The sequence below is a fragment of the Paraburkholderia sp. SECH4 genome (genome assembly GCF_030511745.1).
GTDB lineage: Bacteria > Pseudomonadota > Gammaproteobacteria > Burkholderiales > Burkholderiaceae > Paraburkholderia > Paraburkholderia madseniana.
In genome coordinates this window covers 1-15,500 of sequence record NZ_JALOCP010000027.1, presented here as the reverse complement: position 1 = coordinate 15,500, position 15,500 = coordinate 1, and the positions used below count along the sequence as shown (strand labels likewise).

Here is a 15,500-nt window from a genome sequence, read left to right as displayed (position 1 = left end):
AGTGACTCTTGACTGAAATGGTCACTAGAACCATAATGAAAGCCGTCATCACTTTATCGATGGGACTTTCATGTTCTCGCGTCGCCTCGCCACATCCGCACTCGCCTGTGCGCTAGCGCTTGCGCTAGCGGCCTGTGGCGAAAAAGCACCGCCCGATCCGCGCACCGAGGTGCCGCTGGTGCGCACGGCCATCGTTCAGAGCGCCGTCCCCGCAGCCCGTTCGTTTACGGGGACTGTCGCGGCTCGCGTGCAGAGCGACCTGGGTTTCCGTGTTTCCGGCAAGGTGCTGGAACGGCTTGTGGATACCGGCCAAACCGTCAAACGCGGCCAGCTGCTGATGCGCCTCGATCCCATCGATCTCAAGCTTGCCGCGCAGGCCCGGCAGGAGGCGGTCACCGCCGCGCGGGCGCGGGCGCAGCAGACCGCGCAGGATGAGGAGCGCTATCGCGACCTGCGCGGCACGGGTGCGATCTCGGCTTCGGCCTACGACCAGGCCAAGGCAGCCGCCGATGCCGCCAGGGCGCAGCTCAATGCGGCCGAGGCTGACGCGGACGTCGCGCGCAATGCGACGGGCTATGCCCAGCTGCTGGCGGACGGCGATGGCGTCGTGATGGAAACGCTGGCCGAACCGGGCCAGGTCGTCAGCGCCGGACAGCCCGTGGTGCGCCTGGCCCATGCCGGGCGCCGCGAGGCCGTGATCCAGCTACCGGAAACTCTGCGCCCCGCCATCGGTTCGGTCGCCCATGCGACCCTGTTCGGCAACAGCGGCGTCAGCGTGCCAGCCACGCTGCGCCAGCTCTCGGATACGGCGGATCCGCGTACCCGCACATTCGAAGCGCGTTATGTGTTGCAGGACGCGCTCGCCGACGCGCCGCTAGGTGCAACCGTCACGATCGAGATACCGGACGCACGCGTGGCACTCCAGGGCGGCATGCAGGTGCCGATCGGCGCGGTGCTCGACGCGGGCAAAGGGCCCGGCGTGTGGGTCGTCAACGGCGAGCCGACCAGGGTTGCATGGCAGCCGGTGACGGTTCTTCACCTGGACGACGACAGCGCGCGCGTGTCCGGTACGTTGAAGCAAGGCGATCGCGTCATTGCGCTCGGTGCCCAGTTGCTGCACGAAGGCGAACAGGTCCGCGTGTCCGGCCAGTCCGTCGCGATGGCGAACGAAGGAGCACGTCCGTGAGCGAAGGCCGATTCAATCTGTCGGCGCTCGCGGTGCTTGAGCGCTCCATCACCTTGTTCCTGATCTGCCTGATCTCGCTGGCCGGGCTCCTGTCGTTCTTCAAGCTGGGTCGCGCCGAAGATCCAGCCTTCACAATCAAGGTGATGACCATCGTCACCGTATGGCCGGGGGCCACGGCGCAGGAGATGCACGATCAAGTTGCCGAGAAAATCGAAAAGCGCATGCAGGAGCTGCGCTGGTACGACCGGACCGAGACATACACGCGGCCAGGCCTGGCCTTCACAACGCTGACGTTGCTCGACAGCACACCGCCGTCGGAAGTGCAGGAGGAGTTCTACCAGGCCCGGAAAAAAATCGGCGACGAAACGGCCAACCTTCCGGCTGGCGTGATCGGGCCGATGGTCAACGACGAATACGCGGATGTCACGTTTGCGCTCTTCGCACTGAAAGCCAGGGGCGAACCGCAACGGCTGCTCGTGCGCGATGCCGAGACGCTGCGCCAGCGGTTGCTGCACGTGCCGGGCGTGAAGAAGGTCAATATCATCGGCGAGCAGGCCGAGCGCATCTACGTCCAGTTCTCGCATGACCGGCTGGCAACGCTCGGTGTCAGTCCGCAGGACGTGTTCGCCGCGCTCAATGGCCAGAACGTCCTGACGCCAGCCGGCTCCGTGGAGACCAAAGGTCCGGAAGTGTTCATTCGCCTGGACGGCGCCTTCGACAATCTGCAGAAGATTCGCGACACACCGGTCATCGTGCAAGGTCGCACGCTGAAGCTGTCAGACATTGCCACCGTCGAGCGCGGTTATGAAGATCCGGCGACATTCATGATCCGCAACAACGGCGAGCCGGCGCTGCTGCTGGGCATCGTGATGCGCGACGGCTGGAACGGGCTCGACCTCGGCAAGGCGCTGGACAGCGAGGTCGGCGCAATCAACGCCGGGTTGCCGCTGGGCATGAGCCTGACCAAGGTCACCGATCAGGCCGTCAACATTCATTCGGCGGTCGACGAGTTCATGCTCAAGTTTTTCGTCGCCCTGCTGGTTGTCATGCTCGTGAGCTTCGTGAGCATGGGCTGGCGCGCAGGCCTGGTGGTTGCCGCCGCCGTGCCGTTGACGCTGGCCATCGTGTTCGTGGTGATGGCCGCGACCGGCAAGAACTTCGACCGCATCACGCTGGGATCCCTGATCCTGGCGCTGGGCCTGCTGGTGGACGACGCGATCATCGCCATTGAAATGATGGTGGTGAAAATGGAGGAAGGCTACAGCCGTGTGGCCGCCTCTGCCTATGCCTGGAGCCATACTGCCGCACCCATGCTCTCGGGCACGCTGGTGACGGCGGTCGGCTTCATGCCCAACGGCTTTGCAAGGTCCACCGCCGGTGAATACACCAGCAACATGTTCTGGATCGTTGGCATTGCCCTGATCGCATCGTGGGTCGTCGCCGTGTTCTTCACGCCCTACCTCGGCGTGAAGATGCTGCCCGACTTCAAGAAGGTCGAAGGCGGGCATGACGCGATCTATGACACGCCGCGCTACAACCGCTTCCGCCAGTTGCTGACGCGCGTGATCGCGCGCAAATGGCTGGTCGCCGGTTCGGTCGTTGGCCTCTTTGCCCTGGCCATCCTCGGTATGGGCGTGGTCAAGAAGCAGTTCTTCCCGATCTCCGATCGCCCCGAAGTGCTGGTCGAAGTGCAGATGCCCTACGGCACATCGATTTCGCAGACCAGCGTCGCCACGCGAAAGGTGGAGGCATGGTTGTCTGAACAGAAGGACGCCAGGATCGTCACCGCGTACGTCGGGCAAGGTGCACCGCGCTTTTTCCTGGCGATGGGACCGGAACTGCCCGATCCGTCCTTCGCGAAGATCGTGATCCGCACGGACAGTCAGGAGGAGCGCGATGCACTGAAGGCGCGACTGAGGCGAGCCATCGCCGACGGTCTTGTGCCCGAAGCGCGCGTGCGCGTCACGCAACTCGTGTTCGGGCCATATTCGCCGTTCCCGGTCGCCTATCGCGTCACCGGTCCGGACCCGGACAAACTGCGTGGAATCGCGGCTCAAGTCCAGCAGGTGATGGAGGCCAGTCCGATGATGCGCACGGTCAACACGGACTGGGGCACGCGCTCACCGACGCTGCACTTCACCTTGCAGCAGGATCGCTTGCAGGCGGTGGGATTGACGTCCAGCGCCGTCGCGCAACAGCTGCAGTTCCTGCTCACCGGCATGCCTGTCACCGCCGTGCGTGAGGATATCCGAACCGTGCAGGTGATCGCGCGCTCGGCCGGCGATGTGCGTCTCGACCCTGCCCGGCTCGGCGACTTCACGCTAGCCGGCGCCAACGGGCAGCGCATTCCGCTGTCGCAGGTCGGCAAGGTCGACGTGCGGCTGGAGGAGCCGATCATGCGCTGGCGCGACCGCGTGCCGACGATCACGGTACGCGGCGACATTGCCGAGAACCTGCAGCCGCCAGACGTATCAACGGCAATCACCAGGCAGCTTCAGCCGATCATCGCGAAGCTGCCCAGTGGCTATCGCATCGAGCAGGCGGGCTCCATCGAAGAATCGGCCAAGGCGACGACTGCCATGTTGCCGCTGTTCCCGATCATGCTGGCGATCACACTGATCATCATCATCTTTCAGGTGCGTTCGATATCCGCGATGGTGATGGTGTTCATGACCAGCCCGCTCGGCCTGATCGGCGTGGTGCCGACGTTGATCCTGTTCGGGCAGCCGTTCGGCATCAATGCGCTGGTCGGTCTCATCGCGCTGTCGGGGATCCTGATGCGCAATACGCTGATCCTGATCGGGCAGATTCACCAGAACGAACATGCCGGGCTGGATCCGTTCCATGCGGTCGTCGAAGCCACTGTGCAGCGGGCGCGCCCGGTGATCCTCACGGCCATGGCGGCGATCCTGGCCTTCATCCCGCTGACGCATTCGGTGTTCTGGGGAACGCTCGCCTACACGCTGATCGGCGGCACGTTCGCAGGGACGGTACTGACGCTGGTGTTCCTGCCGGCCATGTTCGCGATCTGGTTCAGGATCCGCCCCGGCAGCCCTGCGGGTTCGCACAAGAGCCGGAATCACCAGTCTTCGCGCTCCGAACCGATGACCCAGGATGCGCTCGACGCGCGTTGAAACACCATCAAATCACCAAACGGAGCTTTTCATGTCGCATTCCACGGTTGTCGTTGTGACCGGCGTGTCATCGGGTATCGGACGCGCCACCGCCGAGAGGTTTACGAGGCGAGATTGCCGCGTGTTTGGCACAGTGCGCAGCATTGCAAAAGCGGCGCCTATCTCCGGAGTCGAGCTTGTCGAGATGGATGTTCGCGACGATGCTTCGGTCCAGGCCGGAATCCAGTCCGTCATCGAACGCACCGGGCGAATCGACGTCCTCGTCAATAATGCGGGAACGAGCCTGATCGGTGCCGTGGAGGAAACTTCGGCTGCCGAGGCCTTGTCGCTGTTCGATACCAACGTCTTCAGCATTCTGCGCACGACGCAGGCAGTACTTCCCCATATGCGTGCACAACATGGCGGAAGGATCATCAATGTCAGTTCGGTGCTCGGGTTCTTGCCCGCCCCCTATATGGGACTCTACTCCGCGTCCAAGCATGCCGTTGAAGGGCTGACCGAGACCCTGGACCATGAGGTGCGCCAGTTCGGCATCCGGTTAACGTTGGTCGAACCATCCTTTACCAGGACCAATCTGGACATCAACGCCCCTATGGCAAGCTCGAAAATCGCCGACTATGATCGCGAGCGGGCCCTTGCATCGAGCGCAGTCGTCAACAGTGTCAAAGGTGCCCCCGCGCCCGACGGCGTGGCGAAGACAATAGTTGAAGCGGCGCTTGGCACCTGGCGTATGCGTCGCACACCGGCCGGCGAAGCGTCCCTGTTGCGCAAATTGCGGCGCTTCATGCCCTCCGGCCCCGTCGATGCAAGCTTGAGGAAAACATTCGGGCTCACATGAAGTCCTCTCTCCCGCCGCAACGTGCATCACGTTCGCGGGCCCGCCCTGCGCCGACGAGTGATTAGCTTCAGGCGTCCATGGTCATGACAACTTCGGCGCCTTGCAACGACGGCCCGCAGCAGCACGGAACTCTTTGCAACCGAGCCCGTACGCACCCGGAACCGCACATATGGAAAGTCAGAATTGCGAGTCGTCAATGCTCGCAATCGGAGAAATCTCCGCTCTCGCGCTCAACCATTTTTTCGCCCAGCGCGCAATGCGCGCTTTATGGGCTCATTTCGACGAAGCGCTGCGGGATACGGACGTCAACGCATCCCAGTTTTGTATGCTCGCCTTGCTACATCTACGCGAACCAATGGTTTTCGGCGACATGGCAGCAGAACTGGCAATGGACCGATCGAACCTGTCGGCCAATCTGGCACCATTGTTCCGTCGCAAGCTCATCTCATCGATCACCCACAAGGGAGATCGGCGGACACGTCAGCTCGCCGTGACGACCGAGGGACGAAAAGCTGTGGCTTCCGCAATGAGCCCCTGGATGCGAGCTTATCAGGATACCTTTGCGTTTTTGAGACTGATTGATCTTGATTCAATGCGTGATCTTTTCCACGTGATTCGGGATATGAAAAGGCTCGACGACCTGAACGACGCCAGCGGCGCTCCTGCTCGCCCGGAATCTCGACTGCTGCGACGCAATGACTAGCCTGGTGAACTACAAGACGGCCCGACAGCCCGGAGGATCATCGTGACTGACATACGTCGGCCGCGTCAATCCAGTTCGGAGCACGGGGGAATCGGCGCGAAGGGGCAGTCGCGTGACCATCAGCTCGAAGAGACCTACCGGGCTTCCGGAGCTACCTGCGCTGTTACCGGGTTGAGGCATCTCCCAGTATTTGCCGCCGCATTTCGGCCCATTCTGCCCATTCGATGAGCGCCTCGATGAGGGTCCGAGCGTAATTCCCATTTTGCTCAGCGTGTATTCGACCTTCGGAGGAACCTGGGATACTGTCCAGCTGGCGCGAGCCGATGGAAGCGCGCATTGTCGGCCCGAGTCTTTCAGCAACACCTGTCGAACGGCCGGTTGCCGGTGTGCAGCGGTCGCCCTGATGTCCAATCGACGCTGCCCGCGAATGACTCTTGGTGGCCGACCTCTGCCTCACGCGATCCGCATGTGCAGCACGAGCCCGGCGGTCGGCACCGCGCGACCCCAAAAGCAGACAGTCTGGCGAGACCCGCTACAAACTTTTCAGAAGATTGTCGATTTTCGATCATCAGCTTCGTCGTCAGGTTATTCACACCCAAAGGATCTCCCATGAAATACCTCGGCTTGGCCTACTTCACCCCCGATAAATTCGCCGCGATGGCGCCAGACGACGTCAAGAAATTGGTGAGCCAATGCCCCGCATTGGACGACAAGATGCGGGCTACCGACAAGGTACTGATTTCCGCATCGCTTGGCGATCTGGACAACTGGAGGACGCTCCGCCCGCGCAGTGGCAAGACGCACGTCACCGATGGGCCCTATACCGAGTCGAAGGAAGTCGTGGGCGGCCTGTTCATCATCGAGGCGGATACCCATGACGAGGCGTTGCGCATCGCCTCCATGCACCCGGCGGCCACGCTGGGCGAAGAAGGTGGATGGGTCGTCGAGCTTATCCCCGTGGATTTCTACTGGTCCCGATGAGGGCTTGGACGCGTGTCTCAAATATGCGTTGGGACTCTGTTCTCCTCAAACACCTTCACGGCTTCGTGAGTCATCGCGACGATGCTACTTCTGGGCCGAGCGGCGACGCCTGTGATCGACCCACTGCGGCCGGTCGACCCAGCGCGACATATAGGACGGCTTTCAAGGCACAACGGACGTTCGTTTAGTTGCATTGGAAGCCGGGAGTTCTGCCTTACGGGGCGTGCGAGTGCGCGTGGGCGGCCTAAGTGCCGGCGAATAGGTATGGCAAAATTAGGTCCGCATAAGGCCATTGGGAACCGGGAATTGAGCGCAGCCACAGAAGACAACGAGGAAGCTAAACAGAAGGGCAGCAGCCTGCCGCCTATGTTCGGCCCGCTGGTGAACGGTGAGCGCACATGGATACGCATAGGCGAGATCGACTACGGGCTGATGGGCTACCTTCTGTCCTGCCATCTAATCATCGAGCACTACATGGACGCCTACCTGAAGTCGCATCACCCTGAGCTCGAATGGGAAGCCGCGCGGCTAACGTTCGGGCAGCGTGTGGCGTTGCTTTCCTCATGGACCATACCGAAGCCGTTCAATCCAGTGGAAGGCATCAAGCACCTGAACAGCTTGCGGAATCGTCTAGGACATCGGATGGATTACAGGCTGACCGCCGAGGACATGCTGCCGTTCGTGCACCACATGCAGGCCATACGCGAGCATGTGGACGCCAATCGCGGCAAGGACGCGCCAGAAGATACTGGACCACAGCCGAAAGACCTTAGCCCAACGGCGCTTCTCGAATTGTTCACGTCAATGACTGCCGCGTGCTTCGCCGGGTCCGTATCTCGGACGGATGCCAGCAGAGGCGTCACGAAGCGCACACGCGGCTAGGCGGATCAAGTTCGGGCGCGATGCTGTCTGACTCACTTGTATTATCTAAGGCTGCACATCACCGCGTGAGGCCACCTTGCTGCTGGAACTATTGAACACTGCCGGGAATTACCTCGACCCGCTCTCGAAGATCGGAGCGGGATTCGCCGCTCTGTACGCGAGCTGGCTGTGGCTAATGCGTCTATCGCACGGTGTTTACAGATATTGCGCCACATTTCTGCAGTGATCGCAGAATTCAAGAACGTCAAACTCAGCGATTGAATCCGGGGTCTTGTTTGGCTTGTCGACGTTGATCACGAACACATGGCGGCTGTTATCAATTCTGAAATTCGCCGATTGATGATGGCGATGCTTTATTTTATTAAGCAATTTTTCGAGAGTTATCGAGGCCGGTTGACCAGGGAGTTGCCCTTGCCCGGGCCCAGCAGCGACCATTGCTTGTTGCTGTGCGGAAGTGACTGGTGAAACCATCCGCCCGCGCACAATATTCAGTTGTGACTCAAGCGGTGTGGCCGAGTATGTGCCTCTAGCCATGTTGGTGTCCCGCGCCCGAAGAATTTCATTAACTATGTGATCTAAATGCTCCATCGCATCGGCGCTAACTCGCGCTGCTCGACTCAGGTCACCACGCGACCATGCATTACAAAACAGCACAGAGGTATTTTCTAGCCCGTATATAGACTCGTCAATCGATTGAGGGCCCGGGCTATTGGTTCCGGTGAGATAAGAAAGATTTCCCATGAATTTTCTTTAGGTTGTTGAAGTGATTCACCGCGCGATTGCACAAGAACACATAGCGGTTACATCGCATCTACGGCTATTGAGCGTGAAACTTGAGAAATCGACCGCGTGACCGCTTTTCCAGCCGCTTCCGCCACTTGAATGTCCGTCCGACGCTTCCGGTGACTGTCTCATGATGGCCGACGGACGAAACCGCTCGCGCGGTAATGGGGCTCCGGTTGAGCTCTGGTGGCAGGTGAGAGGAAACCGACTCTGTTTCCATGTTGGGTACGGGGCAATCCGCCTCGTTCCTCAACAGGAGCAGAGCCATGACTCACACCAGCCAGGATATCAGTCCGCTGCGCCAGCACATGATCGACGACATGCGCATGCGCAAGCTCGCACCGCAGACGCAGGCCGGCTATGTCCGCGTGGTCCGTCAGTTCGCCGCTTTCCTCGGGCGCCCGCCCGACACCGCCACCGTCGAGGACCTGCGGCGCTACCAGCTGCATCTGGTCGACCACGGCATCTCGCCCGTGTCGCTGAATGCCGCCATCACCGGACTGAAGTTCTTCTTCGAGATCACGCTCAACCAGCCCGGGCTGATGGCGAGGATGCAGCCGGTGCGCGTGCCCCGCACGCTACCGGTCGTGCTCAGCCCTGACGAGGTGGCCCGCCTGATCGCCGCCGCCGGCAACCTGAAGCACCAGACGGCACTCTCAGTCGCCTACGGTGCCGGGCTGCGTGCGAGCGAAGTGGTGGCGCTGAAGGTCGGCGACGTCGACAGCCAGCGCATGACGCTGCGCATCGAGCAGGGCAAGGGCCGCCGCGACCGCTACGCGATGCTCTCACCGGTCCTGCTCGAGCGCCTGCGTGTCTGGTGGCGCGTGGCCCATGCGCAGGGTCGCATGCTCGAAGGCGGCTGGCTGTTTCCCGGCCTCGATCCGGTGGACCCGCTCAGCACGCGGCAACTGAACCGCGCCATCCATGCCGCCGCAGAAGAGGCACACCTCGGCAAGCGCGTATCCATGCATACGCTGCGTCATAGTTTCGCGACACACCTGCTCGAACAGAAGGAGGATATCCGTGTGATCCAGGTGCTGCTGGGGCACAGGAAGCTCGAGACCACCTCACTCTATACCCAGGTGGCCACCGACCTGCTGCGCAAGGTGATCAGCCCGCTGGACCGCCTGCCTTCCGAGTAGGCCAGCACCGCGCGGAGCGCCCCGTGCTGGAGGTCGCGGACATCTTCCGCGTCCACGGGCCAGCGTGGCGACAGACTGTACCGCTGAGCCTGGGACAGCTGAAGGTCATGTCGGCCATCGAACAGTGCCGCACCGCGGCGCTGGGTGGACATGTGTTGCGCTGTTCCGGCTGCGCAAAGCTGGAGATCTCCTATGACTCGTGTCGCAATCGCCATTGTCCGAAGTGCCAGGCGAGCGCCGCACACCGGTGGCTCGAGGCACGTCAGGCCGACCTGCTGCCCGTGGAGTATTACCACGTGGTCTTCACGCTGCCCGCCACGATCAGCGCGATCGCCTGGTACAACAAGGCGGTGATCTACGGCCTGCTGTTCGATGTTGCCGCCGAGACCCTGCGTACCATCGCAGCCGATCCGAAGCATCTGGGCGCGCAGACTGGCGCGACGCTGGTGCTCCATACGTGGGGCTCGGCACTCACACACCATCCCCACGTCCACGGCATCGTCCCCGGTGGTGGCCTGTCACCCGACGGTGAGCGGTGGGTCGCCTGCCGGCCCGGCTTCTTCCTGCCCGTGCGCGTGCTCTCACGGCTGTTCCGGCGACGTTTCCTGGAAGAACTCGCTGCAGTGCGTCGTCGTGGCCAGTTGCGGTTCTTCGGCGAGTACGCCGCGCTCGCCGATCCTGCCGTCTTCGCCCAGTGGCTCGCGCCGCTACGCGCATGTGAATGGGTCGTGTATGCGAAGCGCCCGTTCGCGGGACCCGAGGCCGTGCTCGCCTACCTGTCACGCTACACGCATCGCGTGGCCATCTCCAACCAGCGGCTGGTTGCGCTCGATGAACGCGGCGTGACCTTCCGCTGGAAGGACTATCGCGCGAAGGGGCGCACCCGCTACAAGACCATGACCCTGGGCGCGCACGAGTTCATGCGCCGCTTCCTGCTGCACGTGCTGCCCGGCGGCTTCCACCGCATCCGCCACTATGGCCTGCTCGCCAATCCCGTGCGGCGGCAGAATCTCGCGAAGATACGCGAGCTGCTGCATGTCACGGCCGCCGGCGCGCAGGCCGCCGCTACCGATGACCCACCCGGCAATCTCCCGCCGCGCTTCATCTGCCGGCACTGTGGCGCGCCGATGATCGTCATCGAGGTCCTCCAGCGCAGCGCACCCATCCGCGCACCACCCGCACAGCGAGCCGCAGCATGAGCGCACGTGTTTCGAGACGTCCAGACCGACCGTCGGCTCTCCGGCAACGGGACCCGATAGCGGACGGTTGCGTCCTTCACATGCATCAGGCGGTTTCGCGCCCTGTGCACCGCCAGGAACGCCGGCCGGACCGCTTCGTCAACGTGCATCCCGTCGACATCCACCCGCTTCGCCTGACCTCACCATCAGCCCGACGTCGCATGCGACCGCTCCAATCCCCATAGCGATACAGGTTCCGGCCGCATCGGGACACTCCGCGGTTTCCTCCATCGGGGTTTGTACGACGCCTGCCCGCATGCTCCTGTGGCGTCCGCCCATGCGCACGGGCAAGGGCAGGCATCCTACAAACCTAAACAAACTGAGCCGCATGACGTCCGGCTCAGTTCGACCCTTCTCTGCCGCTCGACGCTCGGCCGTCTCAATGTCTCTTACCAAAGCTGAATCGCCGGTCGAATGACCACGCGCCGACGAGAGCGAACTGCTGCAATTGGCCGTCTATCGTCGCAGACTACCGTGCTCCGTTAAATAATGACGCAGCGCGCAAAGCGGTCATATAAAGATCTGCTTAGAACGTCACGGTCTTTGACGATGTAGATCACAAACTCGGCCACGTTCGTCGATCTCGACTTCCATCCGACTAGCCAAGGTCTCGGCCGTGCCCCCCGCGCTCGCTGCCTGGCTACCGTGGTTGGGTGCAACAACCACCTCACTCGCAGCACTCGTGAGCTCTAGCCGCGCTGGTCAGTCAAGAGTCTTTCTCGACATAAGCGGAGGAATCTCCACCCAGGTGGGTGCCCGTTTCATTTAGTCCTCGCTGCTCTTTGACGACCCTCCGCTCCAAAACCACCCAGAAGCGAGCATCCCGGCCAGAACGACCAACGCCGCGTTCAAGACCTTCTGGATCGCATTGCCGAATCCAGCTCCCGGCCCACGCTACGAAACAGCGGACACGCAAGTGCCGATGTGGCCCAGGCATCCGGCTCGCAAAGAGCTGAATTGCGGGTTGAGTCCTGTGTTTTTCGAAGCTTCGCTTCGCCGGGTAGCGGGCTAAGCTTTGGTTCAATGTTCTGCACTGAAACAACGAGAAAACAGCGATGTCCACACGACTTCACCCGGTGTCTCGCACGGTCGGCCTTGCCCTTGCCGCCGTGACATTGGTCATGTCTGGCACGGTGCAAGCCAGACATCCCACCCCGTTCACCTCGTTATCCGCCGACGATTAGATTTTCATCAAGTTGCATGACGCTGCACGCGACAACGATCCCGCGCGCGCAGCGCACCTGGCAAGCTTGATTCCGAATTATCCGGCGCCGGCTTATCTCAGCTATTTCCAGATCAAGCCGCGTCTGTTCAACGGCGCGGGGCATGCGAATCTCGACGCGCCGGACGCACCGGTGCTGTCATTTCTGCAACGCTACGACGGACAGGCGATTGCCGACCGTCTGCGCAACGACTACCTTCGCGTGCTCGGGGCGCGCCACGACTGGCACGATTTCGATTCGCAATATTCAAAGTTCGTCCTGGACGACGACACGCAGGTGAAGTGCTATGCGCTCGAGTCCCGTGCCACGCGAGGCGAAAATGTGGCCGACGCGGCGCGGGCGCTGCTCGTCGAGCCGAACTGGTACGGTGACGGCTGCGTCGATCTGATCACCGCGCTCGACCGTAACCAGCAGTTCACTCCGGACGATGGGTGGCAGCTGATTCGCCAGGCCTATGAACAGGGCGCGAGGACGACGGGCGGCAGACTGGTCGATGCGCTGGGCGCGGCGCGCCCGGATCAGCTGCTCCTCGAGCAGGCGACGAACCAGCCACGCCTGTTGCTCGCGAAAGGCATCCAGCTGGACGCAGCGTCCCATCAACTCGCGCTGCTCGCCATCACACAGTTGGCGGTCGGCGATCCGGAGGCCGCCGAGGCCACCTTCACCGTAATCGCACCGTCGCTCACCCTGGCAGAACGGGCTATCGGTTGGGGCACGATCGCCTATCAGGCGGTGCTCAGGCAGCTACCGGGCGCGGTGAACTGGTACCGACTGTCGGCGAACGCGCCCCTGTCGAGTCAGGCCTACGAGTGGCGCACGCGCAGCGCGCTGCTGGCCGGGGATTGGACAATGGTGCGCTGGTCGATCGAGCAGATGCCGGCCGCGCTGCGCGCACAGCCAGCATGGGTCTACTGGTACGCGCGCGCGTTGAAGCAGAGCAGCGAGGTGGCGGCAGCCGACCAGGAATTCCGAACGATCGCGGGTAACTACACCTTCTATGGCCAGTTGGCCTCCGAGGCGCTCGGCCGGCAGATCGTGATCCCGCCGCAGACCAAGGTGACCGACGAAGAAGTTGAGCGGGCTGGCCGGACACCAGGCTTCGAGCTGGCAGAACGCTTTTACGCGCTGCACCTGCGTACGGAAGGCAACCGTGAGTGGAACTGGCAGCTGCGCGGCATGACTGACCGACAGCTGCTCGCAGTCGCCGAGTACGCGCGTCGCATCGAGCTTTATGACCGGGCTGTGAGCACTGCCGACAGGACGCAGACGGAACATGATTTTTCGCTGCGCTACCTGGCGCCATTCCGCACGATTGTCGAGCGCGATACGCGGTCCACCGGGTTCGACGTCGGATGGGCGTATGGCCTCATTCGCCAGGAGTCGCGCTTCATTATCAATGCGCGCTCGGAGGTTGGCGCGGGCGGCCTGATGCAGGTGATGCCGAACACCGCTGAGATGGTCGCGAGGAAGATCGGGCTCGGTACGATCTCGCGGGCCAGGATGAACGACATCGACACGAACATCCTGCTTGGCACGTACTATCTATCGATGATTTACAACCAGCTTGACCGTTCTGCCGTGCTCGCGACCGCCGGCTACAACGCCGGCCCTGGGCGCTCGCGTAAGTGGCAGGCCAACCTGCCGCGACCGGTGGAAGGCGCGATTTTCGCGGAGACAATTCCGTTTAACGAAACCCGCGACTACGTCAAGAATGTATTGTCGAACACGGTTTACTACGCGGCGCTGTTTGATGGCCACCCGCAATCGCTGACGGAGCGGCTTGGCCAAATCGAGCCCCGATGATACCGTCCGCAACGCTGATCCGCGGATCACTCGGGTGCAGTAAGTGCGGCTGCATACGCGACACTGTATAACGATCCTTCTATCTCTGAATGACCTCTCAACACGGAACCATCTTCTGCGCCGTTTAGGTAGTCAGCCGGCGATCTGCGTTCAAATGACGGACCAAGCCCTAGGAGTCGCCATGTCTTTCGAGCAGTATTGCCAGATTGTGGAGGACATCCGCGTACGACGAGTTCAGTCATCGAATCGGAGCCACGCCAACCAGAACTGACGAAGGATCCTTTGAAATCATGACCTGCATCCCGCCCTGAGCGGGCGGGGCTTCAATCACTGCGACACAGTGACGACGTACGTCGTGTCCACCATGAAACCAGTTCCCGGACCGCGTACAAAGCTACCACCAAATCTGATCGTGTGCTGGCCGGGCGACAGCGGTTTGAGCATCACCCAGTACCCATCGCTGATCGACATGCCGGGTCCAGCGCCCGATCCAAGGATGTTATCTGCAGGAACCGTGAAATTGAAGAACGGCGACAGCGCACGGAAACCCTGTGCACCGTTCAGTACGTCGTTGCCGTCAACCGTTACGTGCAGGCTGGTTGGGCTGATGCCGTCTGCAGTAGTCGCGCTGCATTTGCGGCATGATGCTGCGTCCGTGCAGTGAAACGGCGGCAGGTCCTGGGTTGAACACTCAACGTTGATGAGCGGAAAAAGAATGGACGCTGTTGAGGGCGAAGAAGCGGCCGCGGCCGCCGCCGCATTGGCAGGCTGATCGCCGTTACTCAGAGATTGAAAAGCGCGCCGGGCGGCGTTGCGGCGATTTGGTGGTCCGCTCAACGCGCGGGCTGGCGCCGCGGATGAAAAGGATCGCGCAGATAGCTACCATCGTCCAAATGCTGAGAATTACGGTCAAGGCACTCATTTCAGTCTTCAGAAGTTCGACACTGCGATTAGTTCTGTCTGGCCTGACGGCCAATCAATGTGTCGTAGGTTGGTCGGTACCTTTGAGCAATAGCTCATCGATCAGGCACGTGGTCAGTGCCAGCTGCTTTTCGAGCGATACGCGCGCTACTTTCGCACCCACCGTGTCGCCACGTGCGACGGCGTTGTGAGTCTGCGTCGCGAGGCGCAACACGGACTCCGACGCGAGGTGCAGGCCGCGCATCATGCCCGCGTCGGAGTACGGCGAAGGACCATTCCAATCGGACATAGATACGTCCGGCAGGCCAACTTCGAACTGGTAACTTTGGTGGTGGCGGAAAGACATTTCAGGCTCCCTGCGCGATTGGCACGATGTCAGTGTGCGCCGACGATGGGGAGTCCAATCCGTTAAAAAGAAGCCAATTTTGGAGTTAATCCGTCGCCATCGGAAGAACGAAAAATTTGCTAAAAATGGGGCCGGGCCGCGCGCGGCTAGAAACTGGGCGGGCGGATATTTTGCGGGGCGCAACCTTACGCGGTTACGTGGGAATCGCCGAGCCGCATCGCACGTATGCGGGGTGCGACCGGCTCTTCAGCGGGTAGCGTCGCATGTCGTTTAGGGTTGTTCGATGCCTGCCATCGTCCACAGGAATGTGAGCGTGCCAC

The 15,500-nt window shown here is 61.8% G+C and carries 11 protein-coding genes and 1 pseudogene; 9 read left to right on the top strand and 3 right to left on the bottom strand.

Annotated features, from left to right (window positions below):
* Positions 1 to 70: 70 nt before the first annotated feature.
* The 6 genes from M0D67_RS29145 (at position 71) to M0D67_RS29120 (ending at position 7,724) form a co-directional block, all read left to right on the top strand.
* On the top strand, positions 71 to 1,186 hold the full coding sequence (locus M0D67_RS29145; RefSeq protein WP_171929214.1) for an efflux RND transporter periplasmic adaptor subunit: 1,116 nt from the start codon (positions 71 to 73) through the stop codon (positions 1,184 to 1,186).
* Positions 1,183 to 4,320, top strand: coding sequence for an efflux RND transporter permease subunit (locus M0D67_RS29140; RefSeq protein ID WP_266240659.1), 3,138 nt, complete (start codon positions 1,183 to 1,185; stop codon positions 4,318 to 4,320). Before M0D67_RS29145 ends, M0D67_RS29140 begins: the two co-directional genes overlap by 4 nt.
* Positions 4,321 to 4,351: 31 nt before the next feature.
* On the top strand, positions 4,352 to 5,158 hold the full coding sequence (locus M0D67_RS29135) for an oxidoreductase (RefSeq protein WP_266240658.1): 807 nt from the start codon (positions 4,352 to 4,354) through the stop codon (positions 5,156 to 5,158).
* Between the two features lie 169 nt (positions 5,159 to 5,327).
* Positions 5,328 to 5,861, top strand: coding sequence for a MarR family winged helix-turn-helix transcriptional regulator (locus M0D67_RS29130; protein WP_154566618.1), 534 nt, complete (start codon positions 5,328 to 5,330; stop codon positions 5,859 to 5,861).
* 609 nt (positions 5,862 to 6,470) lie between these two features.
* Complete coding sequence (locus tag M0D67_RS29125; protein ID WP_171929655.1) at positions 6,471 to 6,842, top strand: YciI family protein; 372 nt, start codon at positions 6,471 to 6,473, stop codon at positions 6,840 to 6,842.
* A 264-nt stretch (positions 6,843 to 7,106) separates the two neighbouring features.
* Positions 7,107 to 7,724, top strand: coding sequence for a hypothetical protein (locus tag M0D67_RS29120; protein WP_171928785.1), 618 nt, complete (start codon positions 7,107 to 7,109; stop codon positions 7,722 to 7,724).
* Positions 7,725 to 7,919: 195 nt separating this feature from the next.
* Here the strand turns inward: M0D67_RS29120 and M0D67_RS29115 are convergent, their stop codons facing one another.
* Complete coding sequence (locus M0D67_RS29115) at positions 7,920 to 8,465, bottom strand: hypothetical protein (RefSeq protein ID WP_171928786.1); 546 nt, start codon at positions 8,463 to 8,465, stop codon at positions 7,920 to 7,922.
* Between the two features lie 308 nt (positions 8,466 to 8,773).
* Between M0D67_RS29115 and M0D67_RS29110 the strand changes: the two genes are divergently transcribed.
* The 3 genes and pseudogenes from M0D67_RS29110 (at position 8,774) to M0D67_RS29100 (ending at position 13,913) form a co-directional block, all read left to right on the top strand.
* Complete coding sequence (locus M0D67_RS29110; RefSeq protein WP_266240657.1) at positions 8,774 to 9,649, top strand: site-specific integrase; 876 nt, start codon at positions 8,774 to 8,776, stop codon at positions 9,647 to 9,649.
* 23 nt (positions 9,650 to 9,672) lie between these two features.
* Positions 9,673 to 10,848, top strand: a complete 1,176-nt coding sequence (locus M0D67_RS29105; RefSeq protein WP_266240656.1) for an IS91 family transposase — start codon at positions 9,673 to 9,675, stop codon at positions 10,846 to 10,848.
* 1,094 nt (positions 10,849 to 11,942) lie between these two features.
* A pseudogene (locus M0D67_RS29100) lies at positions 11,943 to 13,913 on the top strand (transglycosylase SLT domain-containing protein).
* 327 nt (positions 13,914 to 14,240) lie between these two features.
* On the opposite strand, the gene M0D67_RS29095 reads toward M0D67_RS29100, so the two are convergent.
* Both M0D67_RS29095 and M0D67_RS29090 read right to left on the bottom strand, forming a co-directional pair.
* The gene (locus tag M0D67_RS29095; protein ID WP_266240655.1) at positions 14,241 to 14,384 is read right to left on the bottom strand and encodes a hypothetical protein; all 144 of its coding nucleotides are present in this window, start codon (positions 14,382 to 14,384) and stop codon (positions 14,241 to 14,243) included.
* A 505-nt stretch (positions 14,385 to 14,889) separates the two neighbouring features.
* Positions 14,890 to 15,180, bottom strand: coding sequence for a hypothetical protein (locus M0D67_RS29090; RefSeq protein WP_266240654.1), 291 nt, complete (start codon positions 15,178 to 15,180; stop codon positions 14,890 to 14,892).
* Between the last annotated feature and the right edge of the window lie 320 nt (positions 15,181 to 15,500).

What these genes read in the sequence shown, in the direction of transcription:
- M0D67_RS29090 (WP_266240654.1), bottom strand. Translation starts at nt 15,180, where the DNA reads ATGTCTTTCCGCCACCACCAAAGTTACCAGTTCGAAGTTGGCCTGCCG.
- M0D67_RS29095 (WP_266240655.1), bottom strand. Translation starts at nt 14,384, where the DNA reads ATGTCGATCAGCGATGGGTACTGGGTGATGCTCAAACCGCTGTCGCCC.
- M0D67_RS29135 (WP_266240658.1), top strand. Translation starts at nt 4,352, where the DNA reads ATGTCGCATTCCACGGTTGTCGTTGTGACCGGCGTGTCATCGGGTATC.
- M0D67_RS29110 (WP_266240657.1), top strand. Translation starts at nt 8,774, where the DNA reads ATGACTCACACCAGCCAGGATATCAGTCCGCTGCGCCAGCACATGATC.
- M0D67_RS29120 (WP_171928785.1), top strand. Translation starts at nt 7,107, where the DNA reads ATGGCAAAATTAGGTCCGCATAAGGCCATTGGGAACCGGGAATTGAGC.
- M0D67_RS29115 (WP_171928786.1), bottom strand. Translation starts at nt 8,465, where the DNA reads ATGGGAAATCTTTCTTATCTCACCGGAACCAATAGCCCGGGCCCTCAA.
- M0D67_RS29130 (WP_154566618.1), top strand. Translation starts at nt 5,328, where the DNA reads ATGGAAAGTCAGAATTGCGAGTCGTCAATGCTCGCAATCGGAGAAATC.
- M0D67_RS29145 (WP_171929214.1), top strand. Translation starts at nt 71, where the DNA reads ATGTTCTCGCGTCGCCTCGCCACATCCGCACTCGCCTGTGCGCTAGCG.
- M0D67_RS29125 (WP_171929655.1), top strand. Translation starts at nt 6,471, where the DNA reads ATGAAATACCTCGGCTTGGCCTACTTCACCCCCGATAAATTCGCCGCG.